Source organism: Confluentibacter citreus (assembly GCF_002807055.1).
Lineage (GTDB): Bacteria > Bacteroidota > Bacteroidia > Flavobacteriales > Flavobacteriaceae > Confluentibacter > Confluentibacter citreus.
The window spans coordinates 19,253-38,615 of record NZ_NIXN01000009.1 but is presented as its reverse complement, the minus strand read 5'-3'; the positions used below and the strand labels follow the sequence as shown (position 1 = coordinate 38,615).

General features: G+C 34.0%; 16 protein-coding genes. 10 read left to right on the top strand and 6 right to left on the bottom strand.

Annotation, left to right across the window (positions count from 1 at the left end; translation table 11 throughout):
- Positions 1–2 precede the first annotated feature (2 nt).
- The 7 genes from ftsH (at position 3) to CDH49_RS14055 (ending at position 6,610) form a co-directional block, all read left to right on the top strand.
- Complete coding sequence (ftsH, locus tag CDH49_RS14085) at positions 3–1,943, top strand: ATP-dependent zinc metalloprotease FtsH (RefSeq protein ID WP_100616180.1); 1,941 nt, start codon at positions 3–5, stop codon at positions 1,941–1,943.
- Positions 1,944–2,056: 113 nt separating this feature from the next.
- Positions 2,057–2,668, top strand: a complete 612-nt coding sequence (locus CDH49_RS14080; protein WP_100616179.1) for an LUD domain-containing protein — start codon at positions 2,057–2,059, stop codon at positions 2,666–2,668.
- 19 nt (positions 2,669–2,687) lie between these two features.
- The gene (locus CDH49_RS14075; protein ID WP_100616178.1) at positions 2,688–3,506 is read left to right on the top strand and encodes a phosphatidate cytidylyltransferase; all 819 of its coding nucleotides are present in this window, start codon (positions 2,688–2,690) and stop codon (positions 3,504–3,506) included.
- A complete protein-coding gene (locus CDH49_RS14070) occupies positions 3,496–4,146 on the top strand; it encodes a phosphatidylserine decarboxylase family protein (RefSeq protein WP_100616177.1) in 651 nt (216 codons plus the stop codon). The genes CDH49_RS14075 and CDH49_RS14070 overlap by 11 nt, the downstream gene beginning before the upstream one ends.
- Positions 4,143–4,409 carry an acyl-CoA-binding protein gene (locus CDH49_RS14065; protein ID WP_100616176.1) on the top strand — a complete coding sequence of 89 codons (267 nt, stop codon included), beginning with the start codon at positions 4,143–4,145 and terminating at the stop codon, positions 4,407–4,409. Before CDH49_RS14070 ends, CDH49_RS14065 begins: the two co-directional genes overlap by 4 nt.
- Positions 4,410–4,430: 21 nt before the next feature.
- Positions 4,431–5,120, top strand: a complete 690-nt coding sequence (locus CDH49_RS14060; protein ID WP_100616175.1) for a glycosyltransferase family 2 protein — start codon at positions 4,431–4,433, stop codon at positions 5,118–5,120.
- Positions 5,120–6,610, top strand: a complete 1,491-nt coding sequence (locus tag CDH49_RS14055; RefSeq protein ID WP_100616174.1) for a cellulose synthase family protein — start codon at positions 5,120–5,122, stop codon at positions 6,608–6,610. The genes CDH49_RS14060 and CDH49_RS14055 overlap by 1 nt, the downstream gene beginning before the upstream one ends.
- Positions 6,611–6,675: 65 nt before the next feature.
- Here CDH49_RS14055 and CDH49_RS14050 read toward each other — a convergent pair whose 3' ends face one another.
- From CDH49_RS14050 to CDH49_RS14040, 3 genes are read right to left on the bottom strand one after another with little or no spacing between them, the layout of a single operon-like run.
- Positions 6,676–7,818, bottom strand: coding sequence for a transporter (locus CDH49_RS14050; protein ID WP_239970675.1), 1,143 nt, complete (start codon positions 7,816–7,818; stop codon positions 6,676–6,678).
- On the bottom strand, positions 7,815–8,267 hold the full coding sequence (locus CDH49_RS14045; protein ID WP_193434741.1) for a doxx family protein: 453 nt from the start codon (positions 8,265–8,267) through the stop codon (positions 7,815–7,817). The genes CDH49_RS14050 and CDH49_RS14045 overlap by 4 nt, the downstream gene beginning before the upstream one ends.
- Positions 8,268–8,276: 9 nt before the next feature.
- Positions 8,277–9,797 carry a vanadium-dependent haloperoxidase gene (locus tag CDH49_RS14040; protein ID WP_100616172.1) on the bottom strand — a complete coding sequence of 507 codons (1,521 nt, stop codon included), beginning with the start codon at positions 9,795–9,797 and terminating at the stop codon, positions 8,277–8,279.
- Positions 9,798–9,905: 108 nt separating this feature from the next.
- Here CDH49_RS14040 and CDH49_RS14035 point away from each other — a divergent pair, with 108 nt between their 5' ends.
- Positions 9,906–10,586, top strand: coding sequence for a LytR/AlgR family response regulator transcription factor (locus CDH49_RS14035; RefSeq protein WP_100616171.1), 681 nt, complete (start codon positions 9,906–9,908; stop codon positions 10,584–10,586).
- On the opposite strand, the gene CDH49_RS14030 is transcribed toward CDH49_RS14035, so the two are convergent.
- Positions 10,570–13,194: a sensor histidine kinase gene (locus CDH49_RS14030; protein WP_100616170.1), complete on the bottom strand. Its 2,625-nt coding sequence runs from the start codon at positions 13,192–13,194 to the stop codon at positions 10,570–10,572. The genes CDH49_RS14035 and CDH49_RS14030 overlap by 17 nt on opposite strands.
- A gap of 227 nt (positions 13,195–13,421) precedes the next feature.
- Between CDH49_RS14030 and meaB the strand changes: the two genes are divergently transcribed.
- Both meaB and CDH49_RS14020 read left to right on the top strand, forming a co-directional pair.
- On the top strand, positions 13,422–14,429 hold the full coding sequence (gene meaB, locus CDH49_RS14025) for a methylmalonyl Co-A mutase-associated GTPase MeaB (RefSeq protein WP_100616169.1): 1,008 nt from the start codon (positions 13,422–13,424) through the stop codon (positions 14,427–14,429).
- Between the two features lie 20 nt (positions 14,430–14,449).
- Positions 14,450–15,199: an acyl-[acyl-carrier-protein] thioesterase gene (locus CDH49_RS14020; RefSeq protein WP_100616168.1), complete on the top strand. Its 750-nt coding sequence runs from the start codon at positions 14,450–14,452 to the stop codon at positions 15,197–15,199.
- A gap of 216 nt (positions 15,200–15,415) precedes the next feature.
- Here the strand turns inward: CDH49_RS14020 and scpA are convergent, their stop codons facing one another.
- Positions 15,416–17,548: a methylmalonyl-CoA mutase gene (gene scpA, locus CDH49_RS14015; RefSeq protein WP_100616167.1), complete on the bottom strand. Its 2,133-nt coding sequence runs from the start codon at positions 17,546–17,548 to the stop codon at positions 15,416–15,418.
- On the bottom strand, positions 17,545–19,362 hold the full coding sequence (locus CDH49_RS14010; RefSeq protein WP_100616166.1) for a methylmalonyl-CoA mutase family protein: 1,818 nt from the start codon (positions 19,360–19,362) through the stop codon (positions 17,545–17,547). Before CDH49_RS14010 ends, scpA begins: the two co-directional genes overlap by 4 nt.
- Between the last annotated feature and the right edge of the window lies 1 nt (position 19,363).

Here is a 19,363-nt window from a genome sequence, read left to right as displayed (position 1 = left end):
TCATGGCAAACGAAAAGAAAAACATAAAAGAAAACAAACCTAAATTCAATCCTTATTGGATTTATGGTATTGCATTGGCCATTTTTATTGGCTTTCAAATATTTAACAGTAGTGGTTATGAAGACGGAAGCATAACCAACCCTACCGAATTTTTTAAATTTGTTGAAAACGGTGATGTTGATAAAGTTGAGATTGTAAACCGAAGACTTGCCAAAGTGTATCTTACCAAAGAAGCTGAAGAACAGGAAATCCATAAAAAATCCAAACCTAATACACTTTTGCCTACTGCAACCAAACTTCCTAATTATAAGTTTGAATTTGGAGAACTTGAGATTTTTCAAAATAAATTAAATAAAGTTATTGAGGACAATAATCTTAATCTAGAGCCAGTATATATTACAGAAGAAAATCATTTAACCGATTTCCTTTTAGGCTTATTGCCATTCATACTTTTAATTGGGGTATGGATTTTTATCATGCGACGTATGTCTGGTGGTGCTGGCGGGGGTGCTGGCGGACAGATTTTTAATATCGGAAAATCCAAAGCAAAACTTTTTGACCAAAACACAGAAGTAAAAACTACTTTTAAGGATGTTGCTGGACTTGAAGGCGCTAAAGAAGAAGTTCAAGAAATTGTAGACTTTCTTAGGTTTCCAGAAAAATACACCACACTTGGTGGAAAAATCCCAAAAGGCGCTTTACTTGTTGGCCCTCCAGGAACAGGAAAAACCCTATTGGCAAGAGCCGTAGCAGGTGAAGCTAAAGTACCGTTCTTCTCATTATCTGGTTCAGATTTTGTGGAAATGTTTGTAGGTGTAGGAGCTTCTAGAGTTCGAGATTTATTTAAACAAGCCAAAGAAAAATCACCATCCATTATTTTTATTGATGAAATTGATGCTATTGGTCGTGCTAGAGGGAAAAATGCCATGTCTGGCAGTAATGATGAACGTGAAAACACACTGAATCAGTTATTAACTGAAATGGATGGTTTTGGAACAAACACCAATGTTATTGTTCTTGCAGCAACCAATAGAGCTGATATTTTAGATAAAGCCTTAATGCGCGCTGGTCGTTTTGACAGACAAATTTTTGTTGATTTACCGGATATTAGAGAGCGAAAAGAAATTTTCGAAGTTCATTTAAGACCTCTTAAAAAAGAAAAAGATTTAGACTTGGATTTTTTATCTAGACAAACCCCAGGATTCTCTGGAGCAGATATTGCAAATGTTTGTAACGAAGCTGCATTAATTGCCGCTAGAAATGGCAAAAAATTTGTAGATAAACAAGATTTTCTAGATGCTGTTGACAGAATTATTGGTGGTTTAGAAAAGAAAAATAAAATCATTACCCCCAGCGAAAAAAGAGCTGTTGCCTATCATGAAGCTGGACATGCTACCGTTAGCTGGATGTTAGAGCATGCGGCGCCATTGGTAAAAGTAACCATTGTGCCACGTGGACGTTCTTTAGGTGCTGCTTGGTATTTACCAGAAGAACGCTTAATTGTGCATCCAGAACAAATGTTGGATGAAATGTGCGCTGCCCTTGGTGGACGTGCTGCTGAAAAAGTGATGTTCGATAAAATATCAACTGGTGCTTTAAGTGATTTGGAAAAAGTCACAAAACAAGCCAGAGCCATGGTAACCATTTATGGCTTAAGCGATAAAGTTGGGAATTTAACCTATTATGATTCTTCTGGACAAAACGAATATGGTTTTACAAAACCTTACAGCGAAAAAACCGCCGAATTAATTGATAAAGAGATTTCAGATATTATTGAAAACCAATATAGACGTGCTATAAATTTACTCGAGGTAAATAAGGATAAACTCATACAATTGGCGGAAGTTCTTCTTGAAAAAGAAGTGATTTTTAAAGATAATCTTGAGAAAATATTTGGAAGTCGCCCTTTTGTAGTTGAAGACAGAGAAGGTCCAACTAAATAATTCTAAATATTTGTTAACGTTTTAGTAAAAATCTTAAATTAATCGTATGGTTAATTTAAGATTTTTTATATTTGATGAAGCCCAATATAATTGAGTTAATAGCAATAATCTGAATGAGTCTTTTTAAAAAATTTTTTGGTTCAAAATCTGATCAAACAGAAAGCGAGTTAAAAGCCAATCAAAGAGGCAAGTATATGCCCGAAATCAAACTCCCCATTGATGAAAAGTTTACCATAAACTTTAAAGCCAATGGAGGCAAGTTTCTATATTGTGATAGTTTAGATGAAGTTTTTGAAAACTTATATAACATTATAGAAGAAAATAAGTGGGAAGAAAAGAAAGTGCTCATTCTTGATAAAAATTTAAAGGACAAATTTAAAGATACTAATTTAGAAGCTACAAATTCCATAAACGAAGCCTTCATATTCCTAACAACTTGTGAAAACTTAATAGCAAATGATGGCTCTTTACTAATTAGTTCTAACCAAATTTTTGAAAAAAAACTTCCTGAACTCCCCTTAAACTTTATTGTATTTGCAACTACTAGCCAAATTACTGAAAATATAGGCGAAGGCTTAAGAGGCATAAAATCTAAAAACAAACAACGAATTCCTACCAACATAACAACCATAAAGCACTTTAAATCCAGTATTGATGAAAAAGATTTTTTAAGCTATGGTAGTAGTTCTAAAAACTTATATTTATTGCTTTTAGAAGATCTATAAAAGCAAACATAATCTCTGAATGAAAGAAATAATAATACGTTCCTTTTCTGGTTTGCTTTACATTTTGCTCTTATTGATTTCCTTTAAGTTTCAACTGGCATTAATTATAGTATTATTTGTTTTTGGCATCATTTGCCTGATAGAATTCAATAAACTCATTCAACTTAAAAGCCGCGTTCCTTACATCATTTTTATCATTCTTTATGCCATTTTTGGTTATTGGAAATTGTCTTCAAATTCAAGAGGATTGGATGAGTCAACCCAAATTTTAACAGTCTTGAGTATTTTTGTGAATCTCTTTTTAATAAAGGATTTATTTTCAGAAAAAACCATTCCACTCTTTAGTTCAAAACGATTTATTTTAACCACTTTCTATATATCCAGTGCTTTTGTTTTTTTGATTTTAATTGCACATTTCCATGATGAATACCACCCTTACATATTGTTAGGTGCCTTTATATTAGTTTGGACAAACGACACTTTTGCTTTCTTAATTGGGAAAAAATTTGGAAAGCAAAAGCTTTTTGAAAAAATTTCACCAAAAAAAACCGTTGAAGGATTTTTAGGAGGTCTATTTTTTTCATGCATTGCAAGTTATTTTATTGCTACCTTTACACAAACTTTAAGCTTTACAAGCTGGCTTGTTTTAAGTATTATTGTTAGTGTTTTTGGAACCTTGGGAGATTTAATAGAATCCAAGTTTAAGCGACAGGCAAATGTTAAAGACAGTGGCGCCATTATGCCGGGCCATGGCGGTTTGCTTGACCGTTTAGATAGTATTATTTTTGCGGCTCCATTTATATATTTATTTTTAAGAATTTTACTGTATGTTTCATAAAGAAGGATATAAAATCATATTAGCAACATTCGCTTTTGTTATTATATCAATTTTATTAGTAGATAAATTTATCACAATCCATTGGCTTCTGACTACCCTTACGATTGTTTTATTAGGTTTTTTAGTATTAATACTTCAATTCTTTAGAAACCCAAAACGGCATACCTCTTTAAATGATAACCAAGTGGTTTCACCTGTAGATGGCAAAGTAGTCGTTATTGAAGAAGTATTTGAAAATGAATTTTTTAAGGATAAACGTTTGCAGGTGAGTGTATTTATGTCGCCCATAAATGTTCATGTAACTCGGCATCCCATAAGTGGCACTGTCATTTATAGCAAATACCACCCCGGAAAATATCTAGTGGCATGGCATCCTAAAGCCAGTGAAGAAAATGAACGTACCACGGTTGTTGTTGAAAACAACACCTACGGTAAAATATTATATAGGCAAATAGCGGGCGCTTTGGCTAAACGTATAGTAAACTATTGTAAAATAGATGATGTTGTATCACAAGGTTCAGACTCTGGTTTTATTAAATTTGGATCGAGAGTGGATCTGTTCTTACCAATAAATACCAATATAAAGGTAACATTAAATCAAAAAGTTCGCGGAGGTGAAAGTATTATTGCTGAATTATGAGTGATAAAGATTTAGATATATTGTTTAACGAAGCTGTGGAAAGGGTGAATGCTCATACAGAGCCATTCCCCGCAGATACATTGCTAAAGCTTTATGCTTATTATAAAAAAGCCACTAATAATTTTAGCCAGCCTAAAAGTAAAAAACCCATTATAAATGCGTTTAAAATAAATGCGTTATTCCAAGCGAAAGACATTAGTGAAGATGAAGCTAAACAGAGCTACATAGACTTGGTAAACAATTATTTTCTTTATAGAAAATAATTATTGATAATCACTCTTCAAATGACCAAAATAGCAGTCATCATTCCAGCTTATAACGAAGCAGGTTCTATAGCAAATGTTATTCATGACATTCCTAGAGTAGTTAAAAATATAATTGTTGTAAATAACAACTCAACAGATGAAACCGAAAATAATGCCATAAAAGCGGGAGCAACTGTTTTAACTGAAACCAGAAAAGGCTATGGTCATGCTTGTTTAAAAGGAATTTATTATCTTGCAAATGAACAAGAAAAGCCCGATATTGTTGTGTTTCTTGATGGTGATTACAGTGATTATCCCGAAGAACTTATAAAAATTATTGAACCCATTTTAAATAATAATATAGATTTTGTTGTAGGTGCACGTTCTAAAGAATTAAGAGAAGAAGGTTCTTTGACCCCTCAACAAATTTTTGGCAACTGGTTGGCAACTTTTTTAATGAAACACCTATTTGGGTCGAAATTTACAGACCTTGGCCCTTTTAGGGCTATTAAATATGATGCCTTGTTAGGACTTAATATGCAAGACAAAACCTATGGTTGGACCGTAGAAATGCAATTAAAAGCTTTGAAACAAAAATTAAGTTACACAGAAGTTCCTGTAAAATATAGACGTAGAATTGGGGTCTCAAAAGTTTCAGGAACCATAAAAGGTAGTATATTTGCAGGCATAAAAATACTAAGTTGGATTTTTAAATACAGTTTTAAATAATGATTGTCGAAACCATAATTATTGTTGTTTACACCATATCGCTTTTGCTTATCTTCCTGTATGCGGTAGCTCAATTAAATTTATTATTCAACTACCTTACTTCAAAAAGAAAAAAGACGGATTGTGAGTTTTTTGACTTTGCTAATCCAGATGAAATTCCATTCATAACCATCCAACTTCCTGTTTACAATGAAATGTATGTTATGGAACGGTTATTAGATAACATTGCTAAAATTGATTATCCCCACGATAAACTAGAGATTCAAGTATTAGATGATTCAACCGATGAAACTGTAGAAACAACTCGAAAACATATTGAAAGTTTAAGTGTAAACGGATTAGATATTAAACATATTACCAGAACAGACAGAAGCGGTTTTAAAGCGGGTGCATTAAAAGAAGGGCTTAAAATTGCAAAAGGTGAATATATTGCCATTTTTGATGCCGACTTTCTTCCTCACGAAAATTGGTTAAAACGTACCATTCCTTATTTTAAGGATAAAACCATAGGTGTTGTACAAACACGTTGGTCACATATTAACAGAAATTATTCCATTCTTACAAAAATTCAAGCGTTTGCATTGGATGCCCATTTCACATTAGAACAAGTAGGCAGAAACAGTAAAGGTCATTTTATCAATTTTAATGGAACTGCAGGAGTATGGAGAAAATCGTGCATTATAGATGCCGGAAATTGGGAAGGGGATACACTAACAGAAGATTTAGATTTAAGTTATAGAGCCCAATTAAAAAATTGGAAATTTAAATACCTAGAAGATGTTGAAACACCTGCTGAATTACCAGTAGTAATTAGTGCTGCGAGATCTCAGCAATTTAGATGGAACAAAGGAGGTGCCGAAAACTTTAAAAAAATGTCTTTACGTGTTATAAAAAGTAAAAACATTCCTTTTAAAACTAAAGTACACGGCTTGCTGCATTTGTTAAACAGCACCATGTTTTTGAACATTTTAATAGTTGCGGTATTAAGTATTCCAATGCTTTACATTAAAAATCAGTACGAGCACTTAAAACCATATTTTTACGTCATGAGCTTTTTTGTATTAAGTTCTGTTATATTCTTTATTTGCTACTGGATTATGTACAAAAGAATGTATGGCGCCGGCATTAAAAATTTCATCAGTTACATTGCTATGTTTTTTGTGTTTTTTACCATTGCCATGGGATTTTCACTTCATAATTCGATAGCGGTTTTAGAAGGTCATTTTGGCAAAAAGAGTGAATTTGTACGCACTCCTAAATTTAATATAAGTACTATCAAGGATAGTTGGAAGAATAATAAATATATAAAAAAAACAATATCTCTTCATGTTGTTTTTGAAGGCTTGTTAATGTTATATTTTGCCTTTGGCATGTATAGTGCCTTTATTGTAGGCAATCAAGGAGGCGATTTTGGGTTGTTCCCATTTCACTTAATGTTATTCTTAGGTTTTGGGTATGTATTTATCCAATCGATAACATCTAAAGTTTAGTATAAAAAGCATCGGATAATTTAAAAAACTATTCGATGCTTTTTTCTTAAAATCTAATGGTGCTATTAATGAACCATATTAAAATCTACACCCCTATTTTTGTTATTTCTAAATCTGTATGTTAGGTTGAAGTTAATAAGATAATCAGCAAAAGCAGCATCTCCCTGTGTAAACACACCTGTTTCAGATGTACGTTTTTTATCTAAAAAGCTTTGAGTTCTGTTTCTTTCAAGAGCTATTGGAACATTAAGACTCAATGATAAATTATTTGTGCTGTAATTTATTCCTGGATCAATTGATATAGCGTAGCCTGGCCTTCTATAACCGTCGCTACTTCCTATTAAATCGGATGATGGAATACCTTCAATTCTCCCCCCTAAATAAAAATTAACACCTTTAATATTTGGAGCATATAATGCCCCCAATTGTGCTGCAAATTGATCGGGTACAGAAAATTCGTTAGTTGTACTTCCTCTGGTTAACACCCCATTGGTCACTTCTGGATTAAATAAATAGAAGAGGGATGTTGTAAGTGTAAAACTGTGTGATAGCATATAATATCCTTGAAAATCAAGATTAAATCCGACACCACCATCACCCAATTGAATGGATTGATCCACAACGCTTTCTATATCTTGGTCTCTATTAGGGCCTTGATTATAAAATGTATCCATATAACTATAATCACCAGTTGGCAATTTAATACCCGCACCAACAGCAAAGTTATAAGGCTTTAAATTATCATTGATGAGCCAATAACCAACACCTAACCTCATATCGGATAATCCACTTGATCGTGTAATATGTCTTTCACCTAAACCATTTGGAGGATTTCCACCATGCTCATACATGGACGACCTAACATGGGATGCAAAAGGGAGCAATATCGTAGCATACAATCTATTTGTAACGGCATAATTAAAACTAATATCAACGAAATAAGAATCATTGATAACCTGTGTTCCATTGGCAACCCTATTGGTTTCTTCATGGGTGCCTCTAAAATGCCTAAAAGACTGAAAATATCTAAAATTTGTTCCAACTGCGAAATCCCCTTTAACTAGAACTCCCTCTTCGCCCATTAAGCTATTGCTCGATGAGAAGCCGCGAATGGCAACACAGCCTTGAGCGTTTACTTTGCATAATCCAAAAATTAGAAAAAGAATACCTATTAAAGATATCTTTTTTAAGAGTTTTAATATTTTCACAATTTTAGATGTTTATTTAATGAGATGTTCGTAGTGTAATCATCGATAGGATATATAAATAACAAAGCGCTTATAATGACTATGTTTTTAACGATATATTGCCCAACCAATGTTAATACAAAAGGTGCTTTGGCAAAGGACACTTCAGGAAAAAACAATACAGGAATAAAAGTTAATATTAGATGAATGATAGCAACGCTAACTACTGTTTTAAGCTTAAAATTCAATAATAAGCACAAACCAATACCAACTTCAATAACAGCAAGCATTAAAATACTTATGTTCTCAGAAATTAACCCAAAGGTTAAAAATGTTATGGTATGCTTTGCGAGGCCGTCAGCTGGACTTAATTCTGGGAAAAACTTTAATAATCCAAACCACACATATACAATACCGATACTAATAGCAAGCAATCTGCCCCTATTAATAGTCAATAAAATTCGTGTCATGTTAATATCTTATTGGTTTAATAGGGCGATATTCTTATCTTCTTCCCCTATTAATTCAAGATATTTTTTATAATTATTGCGAGCCACTTTTCTTCCTAATTCCAAACCTTCAATATTATCTGCTTGGATATGATAACCACCCATAACCCTTGATATACCTGCCATTTCACCAGCTTCAGTAAATGTTGGGAATTTTAGAGTAACCGGAGCTCCTAAATTATTTGGTTCCGTCATGCTACCAGGAATTAATTCTACTTCAGATCCAAACGTATCGTCACCTTTAAAAAGTTTTAATGCTTCGGCACAACCCCCGCTTATGGTACTATGTCCGGATACATAACTTGGGAATGGCGGACATAAAAACACATCTGGAGAATAGGGACGCCAATCTTCACCCTTCATAGTCATCATACCTTTATCTGGGCCTCCCCAACCTGTGATCTCTTGATCTTTATAATAATGATGAACCAACGCATAAGGTCTGGCAGAATCATAAAACATTTTAGCATCCCAACACGCTATAAAGCCATCCATTGCAACAGATTCTACTAAAAAATACATTTTAACATCCTCATCAATGGTATGATTATCTCTTTTTGAAACTTCTTGCGAAAACTTAAGCCAATGCCCCGCTTGTTGAACTGACTTTGGGCCATCTCTCATAAACTCTACCAAGGCTTTATTTTCTGGAGTCAAATTTGCTTGTAATTCTACAACCTCTTTAACTTCTTTAGCCATTTGTTCTGAACCTACCATAGGTGGAGGCCCTGGACGAAATTGATCTGCCGTATTTAATAAAAGTGGTTTTACTTTTGGCCAAAATGGGGTTAAACACCCTGGGGCAAATTGTCCGCCATTACCATCAGAAAAATATTTTGGTTGCCATTTATCAATGTCAATATTATTATCAGCATCATTTACAGGCTTATAGTTAGTATAATCAAAATAAAGTTGTCCATTAGAACCTTCAACATCGCCATATTGGTTAGAACCATCATGCAACCTTGCATCAATAACCATTTTTGCAGCTAGATTACCAATACCTTCAGGTGTATTAGGATCTAACGATTTATTATTGGGATCTAAACCCAATTCTTTCATTTTATTGCTAAACATTAAACTGTCCGAATAAAAATATTCACTTAAAGCTCTATATGCTGCATAACTCACAGCTATTTCTTTATTTTTTAATGTCCTTTCATTTTCTGGTCGGCGCTCTATATCTTTTAAATAAAGGGGACTCGCTTTATCATCAAAACGTGTCCAAGCATCAAACATAGACGTAAATATTAAACCTAAATACCTGGATGTAATAGTAGGTCTAGGCCTGAATTTGTCAGTATCATTTGCCGTCCCTTCAAGAGCGATAAATGCCCACTGATAAGCAATATTATCTTCTCCTTTGGGCTCGCCTTCAATAGGTTTTTGATTTTCTACAAGAGATGTAGATTCTTTTTGTGAAGTTTTACAGCTTAAAACTGCTAATATTAAAATAGCAGCAATAACTGGAAATGTTAGTTTTAGTTTCATTTAGTTGTAGTTTAGTAATCAATATTAAACTTTAATTCAGAACAAAACCAATTTTTTATACGAATTAAGTATATTGCTTGACGAAATATGTAATTTACTGGATGAATTATGAAATGCCTCATTGTTGATGACGACCCTTTAATTTGTGATTTGATTGAACATTTTTGTGGTAAAATTGATGACATAACGAGCGTTACTACAGCAACTTCTGGATTTGAATGTATCAATCTTATTAATGGCCATGCTTTTGATTTGATTTTTTTAGACTTTAATCTACCTGATTTAACTGCCAAAGACATATTAGATATTATGAGTCCGAATCCGGCTGTCATCATGATAACTTCCAATCAAGCTTTTGGAGCCGAATCTTATAATTATAACCAGATTGTAGATTTTTTGGTGAAGCCCATAGATTTTCCACGTTTCTTTAAGGCCTTTCAAAAAGCTAAAAATTATGTTTCCAAACAAAAGGAAAAGGAATCTAGATTGTTTATAAAAGATGGAAATAAGCTGGTTAAAATTGAATTAAGTGAAGTCATTTATTTTAAGTCTGAAGCAAATTACATCTCAGTTGTTCTTCATGACAAAAAAATATTGACATTAATGACCCTAAAAGACTTAGAGTCTAAACTTCCAGAATTTTTCCTGCGTGTTCACCGTTCTTATATTGTGAATTTGAACAAGATAGATTTTATAAATAATAACGTAATCGAAATGGGTAAAGATTACATTCCTGTAAGCCAGAGTTATGAAAAAGAATTGCTAACAAAAATCAATCTTTTAAATTAATTTGAATTTCAACCCTAATACAACACAAATAATAAGCAAACGCATCATGTATATTTTCTAAATCTTCAATAGTTATATCCTTTACTTTTTGTGGCAAAACTTCAAAAAGTGACGCTAATTTTAAATTATTTATATGAGCTATTAATTTATGCAAAATAGCCTCCCATTCATTTTCATCTTTGTTTCTAAAAACAGTATCGATTCGTTTTATGTAGGTTTCAAATTCTTCTTCAAGAAGTTTTAATACTTTATTTATCTTGGTGGAATTATGATCATAATTACTGTAAATGTTCGAAAAATCCGGAACTGAATATTCATTACTTCCTAATAGTTTGAATACGATATCTTTTAAATAATCAATGTTAAATGGTTTTTGAAAATACAACGCACTTATTTGCGACATTACTTCTGGTTCTGTGGCTGAAACCAATATAATAGGACAAGTTACTTTTTTAGTTGAAATCCAATCAAGAAGCTTAGCCGATAGATTTTCGTTTTCCAGCATTAAATCACTGATGATAATATCTGGTTTATTCTGGTGAATGTTTTCGTTAACTAAATTCCATTTATTTAATTGAATCAGTTCGATTTTATTGACATCAAAAATATATGATATTAATTCTAAAGTAGATAAGTCGTCTTCAATATGAAGTATTTTATATTCCCTTTTTAATTTTGGATATACAATTAGTTTATCAGCCATTTTTGTTTCTGTTTTTAAAGCAGAAATCACAGGAACTTTAACGCAGAATTCCGAGCCTTTGCCTTTTTCTGATACCGCCTTTAGAGTGCCACCAAACAAGATGGTCAATTGTTTTACAATTGATAGGCCCAATCCATAGCTTCCATATCTTCCAGATAAATCATCTTTTTCCCTAAAAAACCGATCGTTTATTCTATCTATGTTTTCAGGAAGTATGCCTATACCTGAATCCGTTACTCTTATTTCCAATAAGGATGCTTCCTCATTAATCAGTTTCGCCGAAAGATTAATAGTGCCTTCTTGGGTATATTTAATTGCGTTTACGACCAAGTTTATTACAATTTGCGACAATCTTAAAGCGTCCGTTAAAAAAGATTGATTCTTTAGCTTTTCATCAATGTTCAAAGTAAATGTCAATCCTTTCTGAATGGCCTCATATTGATATGTTGCGTAAATATCTTTTAAAAGGTCTTCAATACTAGTGGATTCGTGAGTAATGTATACTTTGCCTTCTGTTAGTTTTTTATGGTCCAATACATCATAAACTAATCCAGCAAGACTGTTTGAGGTTCTTTCTAAAGTATTAATAATGGGCAGTTGGGCTTCGCTCGGAGCGTTTTTATGCAATAATTTGGTGAGTCCTAAAATGGCATTCAGTGGTGTTCGCATTTCGTGGCTCATATTTTGCAAAAATTCATCACGTTGGTTTCTTGCTTCTTTTTCTTTTTCAAGCGAAGTTTGCAATGCAGAGACCTGCGAATCTATTTTGGCTTTCATTTTATTAAAAGTCGATGCCAAAGCACCAATTTCATCTTTTCTATTTATAGGAAGTTCTATGGAATTATCAATTCCCTTATCATAATTGCTAATAGCTTCTGTAATTTTATTGATTTTTTTAGAGAAAAATCTAACAAAAAACCATGAAATAAGAATTGAAAGCAAACAAACACCAAGCAATGTTTGTATACTGTTTTTCCGAACAAGTGACGCACTTTCCATAAGCACATTATCTTCAATTGCAGACACCAAATACAAAGTTCTCAAGCCTTGAAAATAAGTTAATTCTTTAATGTAACTAAGTACATCCCCTTTCGCTTTTTCATTTAATTGGTTAAAACCATTCTTTAAAATGGAGTTTGGCTTCAAATCAAAATCATCATAAAAATTAAAATTGTTTTTTGTTTGTACACCAAATCGCTGCGCTTTTACGGGTGAATATAAATACTGTCCGTTGTGGTCTATTAAGTAAAGTTTGAATTCATTGCCAGATATTTTACTTAAAGTCCCAAACAGTTTTGTTAAATCTATATTGATAATAACAATTCCTATAACAGTATTATTGGCATCAAAAATGGGGCTTGCCGCTCGTAATGTTGGTATGTGAGGCTCGCTAATAACGCCATATTCCTCATTCAAATTTATTTCAGAAAAATAAAAATCCCCTTTATTCATTTTTATGGCTTCCTTAAAATATTCTTGGCTGCCCTTTTCTTGTAGATTATTAGAAATAATGACTTGCTGATTTATTTTATCCAATCGAATGATTTCCTTCCCATTATTTTCAACACCTATCAATCGAATTTGAAAATAAGATTCTTTATTTTTAAGCGTGACCTTAAACAGTTCATGAACATCTTCGGTTGTCTTATTGGAATTTTCAGCGATGTAGTTTTTAAGAGTTGGACTATTGGATATTACAGCAATATCGTTTGAAACCTCATTCAATAAGGCATAGAAAGATTGTTCTGCCAACTCTGATGTATGCATAATACGCTCCTTAGAGTAATCAACAATAACCCGAGAGGCATTATTAAAAACCAAATATCCCGAAAGGAGAATGGAAACTATAATTAACCCCGTAAAAAATAAGGCGAAACGGGTCACTATAGAATGTCTAATCTTCATTTAAATAGTTATTTAGACTGATAATTGTAATGTAAGTTTTAAAAATCATGTTAAAGTAAAGATATTTTAGGAAAATATGTTAAGCAAACTAATAATTGCCAAGCGAACATGATTTTATACTTCCATTTTATAGTTTCACCAACATCATTTTAATTAAAAAACACCCCATTTTACATGGCAATTTTTCACATTATCAGTATCTTTATAAATGAAATTTTTACCACTAAATGACAAACTACAAAGCAAAAAACAGACTCTCCGCTCAAGCTTATATTGATGGTGTTTTAAGTGGAAATCGGGTTATTCTGTCTAGAGCTATTACCATTATAGAAAGCAATTTAGAAAGCGACAAATTACTTGCCAAAGATATTATTCAAGCTATCTTACCAGCCTCTGGGAATTCCATACGGATTGGTGTAACAGGTGTTCCTGGCGTGGGTAAAAGCACTTTTATTGAAGTGTTTGGAAAACACATCATTGATCAAGGTCATAAAGTGGCCATTCTCTCCATCGACCCAAGCAGCCAACGCTCTAAAGGCAGCATTTTAGGTGACAAAACACGTATGGAAGCTTTAAGCAATTTAGAAAATGCTTACATACGTCCGTCAGCTTCTGGTGACACACTGGGCGGCGTTGCCAATAAAACTGCCGAAAGCATGTTGCTTTGCGAAGCTGCGGGTTATGATGTTGTTTTAATTGAAACTGTTGGTGTGGGACAATCTGAAACCGCGGTTCATGGGATGACCGATTTTTTCCTCCTTTTAATGTTGGCTGGTGCAGGCGACGAGCTTCAAGGCATTAAAAAAGGCATCATGGAAATGGCAGATATGGTAGTCATTAACAAAGCGGATGGCGATAATGTTAAGCAAAGTGAATTAGCGCGTTTACAATACCAAAATGCGTTGCATATTTTTCCGCAATCAGAATCGGGCTGGATGCCTGTGGTCTCCACAGCCTCATCTACAAAAAATATTGGTGTTGATGTTGTTTGGGATGAGATTAAAAAATACACCGAATTGGTTCGTGAAAATGGGTATTTTGATAAAAACAGAAACCATCAAAAAATTCGTTGGATGTACAACAATATTAATGAAGCATTAAAACACCTTTTTTATGGTTCAAAAGATATCGCAAACCAACTTTCTGATTTAGAAAAACAAATCATCTCTTCGGAAATATCCCCCGTAAAAGCGGCACAAGATATTATTGAAACATTTAAAAAATCTTTCGAATAAAAGATTTGAAAGTAAATAAAATGATATTTGAACATTATTTTGACAAACAATTTGAGCTAAGATATTTTGAAATGAATAGGTTAGGCTTGGCAACATCTACCATTATTTTGGCATTATTAGAAGAAACTGCCGCCGACCATTCTTATTCAATAAATCATAGTTTATTTGACCTTAATAAAAAAAATGTTGGATGGGTATTAGTGTCTGGTATTTTGCAAATAGATCGCTATCCTGGTTACAAAGAAAGAATCACTATTCGGACTTGGTTATCAAGTTATTCCACTATTAAAGGTTATCGAGAGAATATTATTTTTGATGAACAGCACAACATCATAGGTCGCGCTAAAGGTTTGTGGGTTTTCTTCGATATTGAAAAAAGAAAACCAATTCCTATTCTTAATGACATTAAAGAAAAATGGCCCTATTACAGCGAAGAATCCATTGTGAAAGACATAAAGAAAAAAATAGAAACTACTAACGTTGCAAGCCATATAAAAAAATTCAAAGTCAATAGGTATGATACCGACATGAACAAACATGTGAATAACATTCGGTATTTACAGTGGGTCATTGAATCCATGCCTGAAGATATTGTAGATAATTATTCCTTACATATTATAGATGGTCGGTTTATTGCGGAAGCGAAATACGGTGACAGCATTATCTCTTTAACAAATGACATGAAGGATCATTCTTTTATGCATACCATAAAAATTGAAGGGAGTGATACAATTTGTGGCAATGCCAAAACATATTGGAGAAAAAATTAAAAAAACCTTTTAAAATCTTTTGCATTTGTTAGGGGCACAGAATCAAATAATCTTTTAAGTTATTTAATTATAAACATGTTTTGGAACAAGCTTCATGAGATGGCTTCTTTCCTCGCCATGACGTTAACAATACTTTCAACTAGCCATATCACAAACAATAAAAAACCCTGTTATGAAAATACACAACAGGGCTTTTAAGTTGAACGTGTTAAGCTATTAATCTTGTTCTAAGTATTTTTCCATAATGGATATAGCAGCTTTGGAGATAACAGTTCCAGGGCCAAAAATGGCAGCCACTTTACGTTCCAATAAATAATTATAATCTTGTTCTGGTATCACCCCTCCAGCAAATACCATAATATCTGGTCTTCCCAATTTTTCCAATTCTTCAATTAATTGCGGAATCAAGGTTTTATGTCCGGCAGCCAAACTAGAAGCTCCCACAAAATGCACATCGTTCTCAATGGCTTGTTTTGCGACTTCCTCGGGTGTTTGAAATAAGGGACCCATATCGACATCGAAACCTAAATCGGCAAAACTGGAAGCAACTACTTTTGCGCCTCTATCGTGCCCATCTTGTCCCATTTTTGCAACCATGACTCTTGGACGACGTCCTTCAATTTCTGCAAATTTATCGGCCATTTGTTGTGCTTTCACAAATGTTTGATCGTTGTTTACTTCTTTGCTATACACGCCACTTATTAATTTAGTATCTGCTTTATGACGACCAAAATGAACTTCTAAAGCATCGGATATTTCCCCTAAAGTTGCAAAATTTTCGGCAGCTTCAACAGCTAATTCCAATAAATTACCTTTACCTGTTTCGGCACAGTCTGTTAATGCCTTTAAATTAGCATCTACAACAGCTTGGTTTCTATTAGCTCTTAGTTTTTTTAATCGCTCTATTTGGGACAATCTTACAGTTGAATTATCAACTTCTAAAATCTCGATATTCGATTTTTCATTGGTTCTGAATTTATTTACTCCCACTAAAATATCCTGTCCAGAATCCAAACGTGCTTGTTTACGTGCCGAAGCTTCTTCAATACGCATTTTAGGAACACCGGTTTCAATGGCTTTTGCCATACCCCCCAATGCTTCTACTTCTTCAATTAATGTCCAAGCTTTTTTGGCGATTTCCTGAGTTAAATATTCCACATAATAAGAGCCAGCCCAAGGATCAACGGACTTCGTAATCTGTGTTTCCTCCTGAATATAAATTTGCGTATTACGCGCAATCCTTGCAGAAAAATCGGTCGGCAATGCAATGGCTTCATCCAACGCATTGGTGTGCAATGATTGTGTTCCGCCCAACCCAGCAGCCATGGCTTCAATACAAGTTCTGGCCACATTATTAAAAGGATCTTGTTCACTTAAACTCCACCCAGAGGTTTGACTATGGGTACGTAATGCCATGGATTTTGGGTTTTGAGGATTGAATTGTTTTATGATTTTTGCCCAAAGCATACGTGCTGCACGCATTTTTGCAATTTCCATAAAATGGTTCATTCCTACTGCCCAGAAAAATGACAATCTAGGTGCAAATTCATCGATTTTTAAACCTGATTCCAATCCGCGTCTGATATATTCCATACCATCGGCCAAGGTGTATGCCAACTCAATATCGGCAGTCGCTCCAGCCTCTTGCATGTGGTAGCCACTGATGGAGATGGAGTTGAACTTAGGCATGTATTTGGTGGTGTATTCAAAAATATCACCAATAATTTTCATGGATGGTAATGGCGGGTAGATATAGGTGTTACGAACCATAAATTCCTTCAAAATATCATTTTGAATCGTACCACTTAAGTGGTCTAACGACACGCCTTGTTTCTTAGCTGCTGCAATGTAAAACGCCATAATTGGCAAAACGGCACCGTTCATGGTCATGGAAACCGACATTTTATCTAACGGAATTTGGTCGAATAAAATCTCCATATCCAAAATAGAATCGATGGCAACACCTGCTTTTCCAACATCGCCCGTCACACGTGGGTGATCGGAATCGTAACCTCTGTGCGTTGCTAAATCGAATGCAACGGATAATCCTTTTTGACCCGCCGCAAGGTTTCTTCTATAAAATGCATTGGACTCTTCAGCCGTTGAAAAACCTGCATATTGGCGAATCGTCCAAGGCTGAGATACATACATGGTGCTGTAAGGTCCCCGTGTAAATGGAGGCAAGCCTGCGACAAAATTTAGATGCTCCGCTTCTTCAATATCTGCTTTCGAAAAATGTGTTTTTACAGGAATGCCCTCGGGTGTATTCCAAATATCTTGATGATCTGAAAAGGTTGACTGTTGTTTTGTAACAGTCTGTAATTTTAGATCTGAAAAATCACGTCTCATAACTGTAATGATTTAATGTTTTTTTGAACTTTTTCCTGAACACCTGAAATGGTGTATATCACATCCGATTTTAAATGAATGCATCCATCCAAACCTGCTGCGGTTAATGTGCTCATGATATCCACAGGATTTCCTGCTAATAAAAGTACTTTATCTGCATTAATATCCCTAAAGGTTTCTACAAATAATAAAGCACTTTCAGTATAATCTGGGTCTGAACTGCAAATAACAACCACATCTGATTCTGTTAAGGCACTACGTCCAGCAGCTTGTTTAGCACTGTCATAACTTTTTTCCTGCCAAACTTCAAACCCGGAAACGCCCATAAAATCATAAGAAAAAGCAGCCCTAGCTTTGCGCATGGTTAGATTGCCGAAACTTACGAGTTCAACCCTAGGTCGTTTTCCTGTGTCTTCAACAATTTGTTCCGTAACTTTTCTTATCGCTTCAATTTCCAAAGACGCTCTTCTAGGAATCAATACTTTAGAACTGACGTTAGCTCCAGCCGAAAGCACTTTGGATGACACTGTTTCCATAAGGTTTGGGTATTTATTAACCCCAACCATAGGTAATCGCCTTTGACTTATTAATTTTATTTTCTCTTGACGTATTTGGGCGATTTGTTGCTGAATCAATTCACTTTCAAAAGCCTTATAAAATCCGCCCTGCGCTTCAATAACTTTAAAAAGTTCTAAAGCCTTTTCTGCTATTTTGGTGCTGACTTCTTCAATATAATACGACCCATCTACAGGGTTTGCCACTTTACCAAAATAAGATTCCTCCTTTAAAATAGTGGTAATGTTTCCAGCAATTCTCGTTGAAAAATCGGATGGATTATTAAACTCTTTATCGTAAGCATCAATTAAAACACCATCAACATTTCCTAAGATGGCTGACATGGCCTCGGTAGTAGCGCGTAATAAATTAGTATGTGCATCGGTAACCGATTTACTCCAAACTGATGTTTTTGCCGTTAATGTGTGTTTAAAATTTGAAATCCCATATGTTCTAGCAATCTCGTGCAACAAGCTATTAAAAGCTCTAAACTTGCCAATCTCAATAAAATATTCTGAACCTATCGCTAATTCTATATGAAGATTATTAAAAATACTTTCTATATCAATATCCCTTTCCAAACAATGTTCTATCACATAAATCAAGGAATTTAAAGTGTAAGCCACTTCTTGAACCTGATTGGATCCTGAATCTAAATACGCTGTACCAGAAATGGTTATGGCCTTAAAATTTGGGTACTCTTTTGATAAATTTACCAAATGCTTCAGCGTTTCGAATTGAAGCATATTGTAATGTCCAGTGGTAACATATTCAGGCATGATTCCCAAATCAAAATAACCCCTTAGGTTTTTATTATTAGTGACGTTCTGATCTGAAAAATCAAAGAAATCTTTCACAAAACCAATAGCGTTTTCGCTTAAAATAAATGACACCGCTACCTCGTTGATATTAATTTTACTTAAAAGTTTTGTAACAGATACATTTTCTTTTAAATCGAAAACAAGGCCCGTAACACCTTCCTTAACAGCTTTTAGAGCTTGTTTATTTCCGCTTTCCGCGGATAAAACAGGAATAACTCTGTAATTAACCAAAACCCGTGCGTTTTCGCCAGTGTTTGTAAGATACGCTGGTGCATCTTCCGCACTATAAAAAGGTTGAAAATCTATACCATTTAGGTGTTTCCAGACCAATTTTCTGTTAAAATCCTCACCTTTCAAATCTATGTTCACTTTGTCCATCCATTGCTGTTTGGTAACAGGTTTGAAGTCTGAAAAAAGTGTATTCTTATTAGTTTCCATA

Bases quoted from the DNA above. Each gene is read 5' to 3' on its own strand.
- ftsH (WP_100616180.1), top strand. From the start codon at position 3: ATGGCAAACGAAAAGAAAAACATAAAAGAAAACAAACCTAAATTCAAT.
- CDH49_RS14080 (WP_100616179.1), top strand. From the start codon at position 2,057: ATGAGTCTTTTTAAAAAATTTTTTGGTTCAAAATCTGATCAAACAGAA.
- CDH49_RS14075 (WP_100616178.1), top strand. From the start codon at position 2,688: ATGAAAGAAATAATAATACGTTCCTTTTCTGGTTTGCTTTACATTTTG.
- CDH49_RS14070 (WP_100616177.1), top strand. From the start codon at position 3,496: ATGTTTCATAAAGAAGGATATAAAATCATATTAGCAACATTCGCTTTT.
- CDH49_RS14065 (WP_100616176.1), top strand. From the start codon at position 4,143: ATGAGTGATAAAGATTTAGATATATTGTTTAACGAAGCTGTGGAAAGG.
- CDH49_RS14060 (WP_100616175.1), top strand. From the start codon at position 4,431: ATGACCAAAATAGCAGTCATCATTCCAGCTTATAACGAAGCAGGTTCT.
- CDH49_RS14055 (WP_100616174.1), top strand. From the start codon at position 5,120: ATGATTGTCGAAACCATAATTATTGTTGTTTACACCATATCGCTTTTG.
- CDH49_RS14045 (WP_193434741.1), bottom strand. From the start codon at position 8,267: ATGACACGAATTTTATTGACTATTAATAGGGGCAGATTGCTTGCTATT.
- CDH49_RS14040 (WP_100616172.1), bottom strand. From the start codon at position 9,797: ATGAAACTAAAACTAACATTTCCAGTTATTGCTGCTATTTTAATATTA.
- CDH49_RS14035 (WP_100616171.1), top strand. From the start codon at position 9,906: ATGAAATGCCTCATTGTTGATGACGACCCTTTAATTTGTGATTTGATT.
- CDH49_RS14030 (WP_100616170.1), bottom strand. From the start codon at position 13,194: ATGAAGATTAGACATTCTATAGTGACCCGTTTCGCCTTATTTTTTACG.
- meaB (WP_100616169.1), top strand. From the start codon at position 13,422: ATGACAAACTACAAAGCAAAAAACAGACTCTCCGCTCAAGCTTATATT.
- CDH49_RS14020 (WP_100616168.1), top strand. From the start codon at position 14,450: ATGATATTTGAACATTATTTTGACAAACAATTTGAGCTAAGATATTTT.
- scpA (WP_100616167.1), bottom strand. From the start codon at position 17,548: ATGAGACGTGATTTTTCAGATCTAAAATTACAGACTGTTACAAAACAA.
- CDH49_RS14010 (WP_100616166.1), bottom strand. From the start codon at position 19,362: ATGGAAACTAATAAGAATACACTTTTTTCAGACTTCAAACCTGTTACC.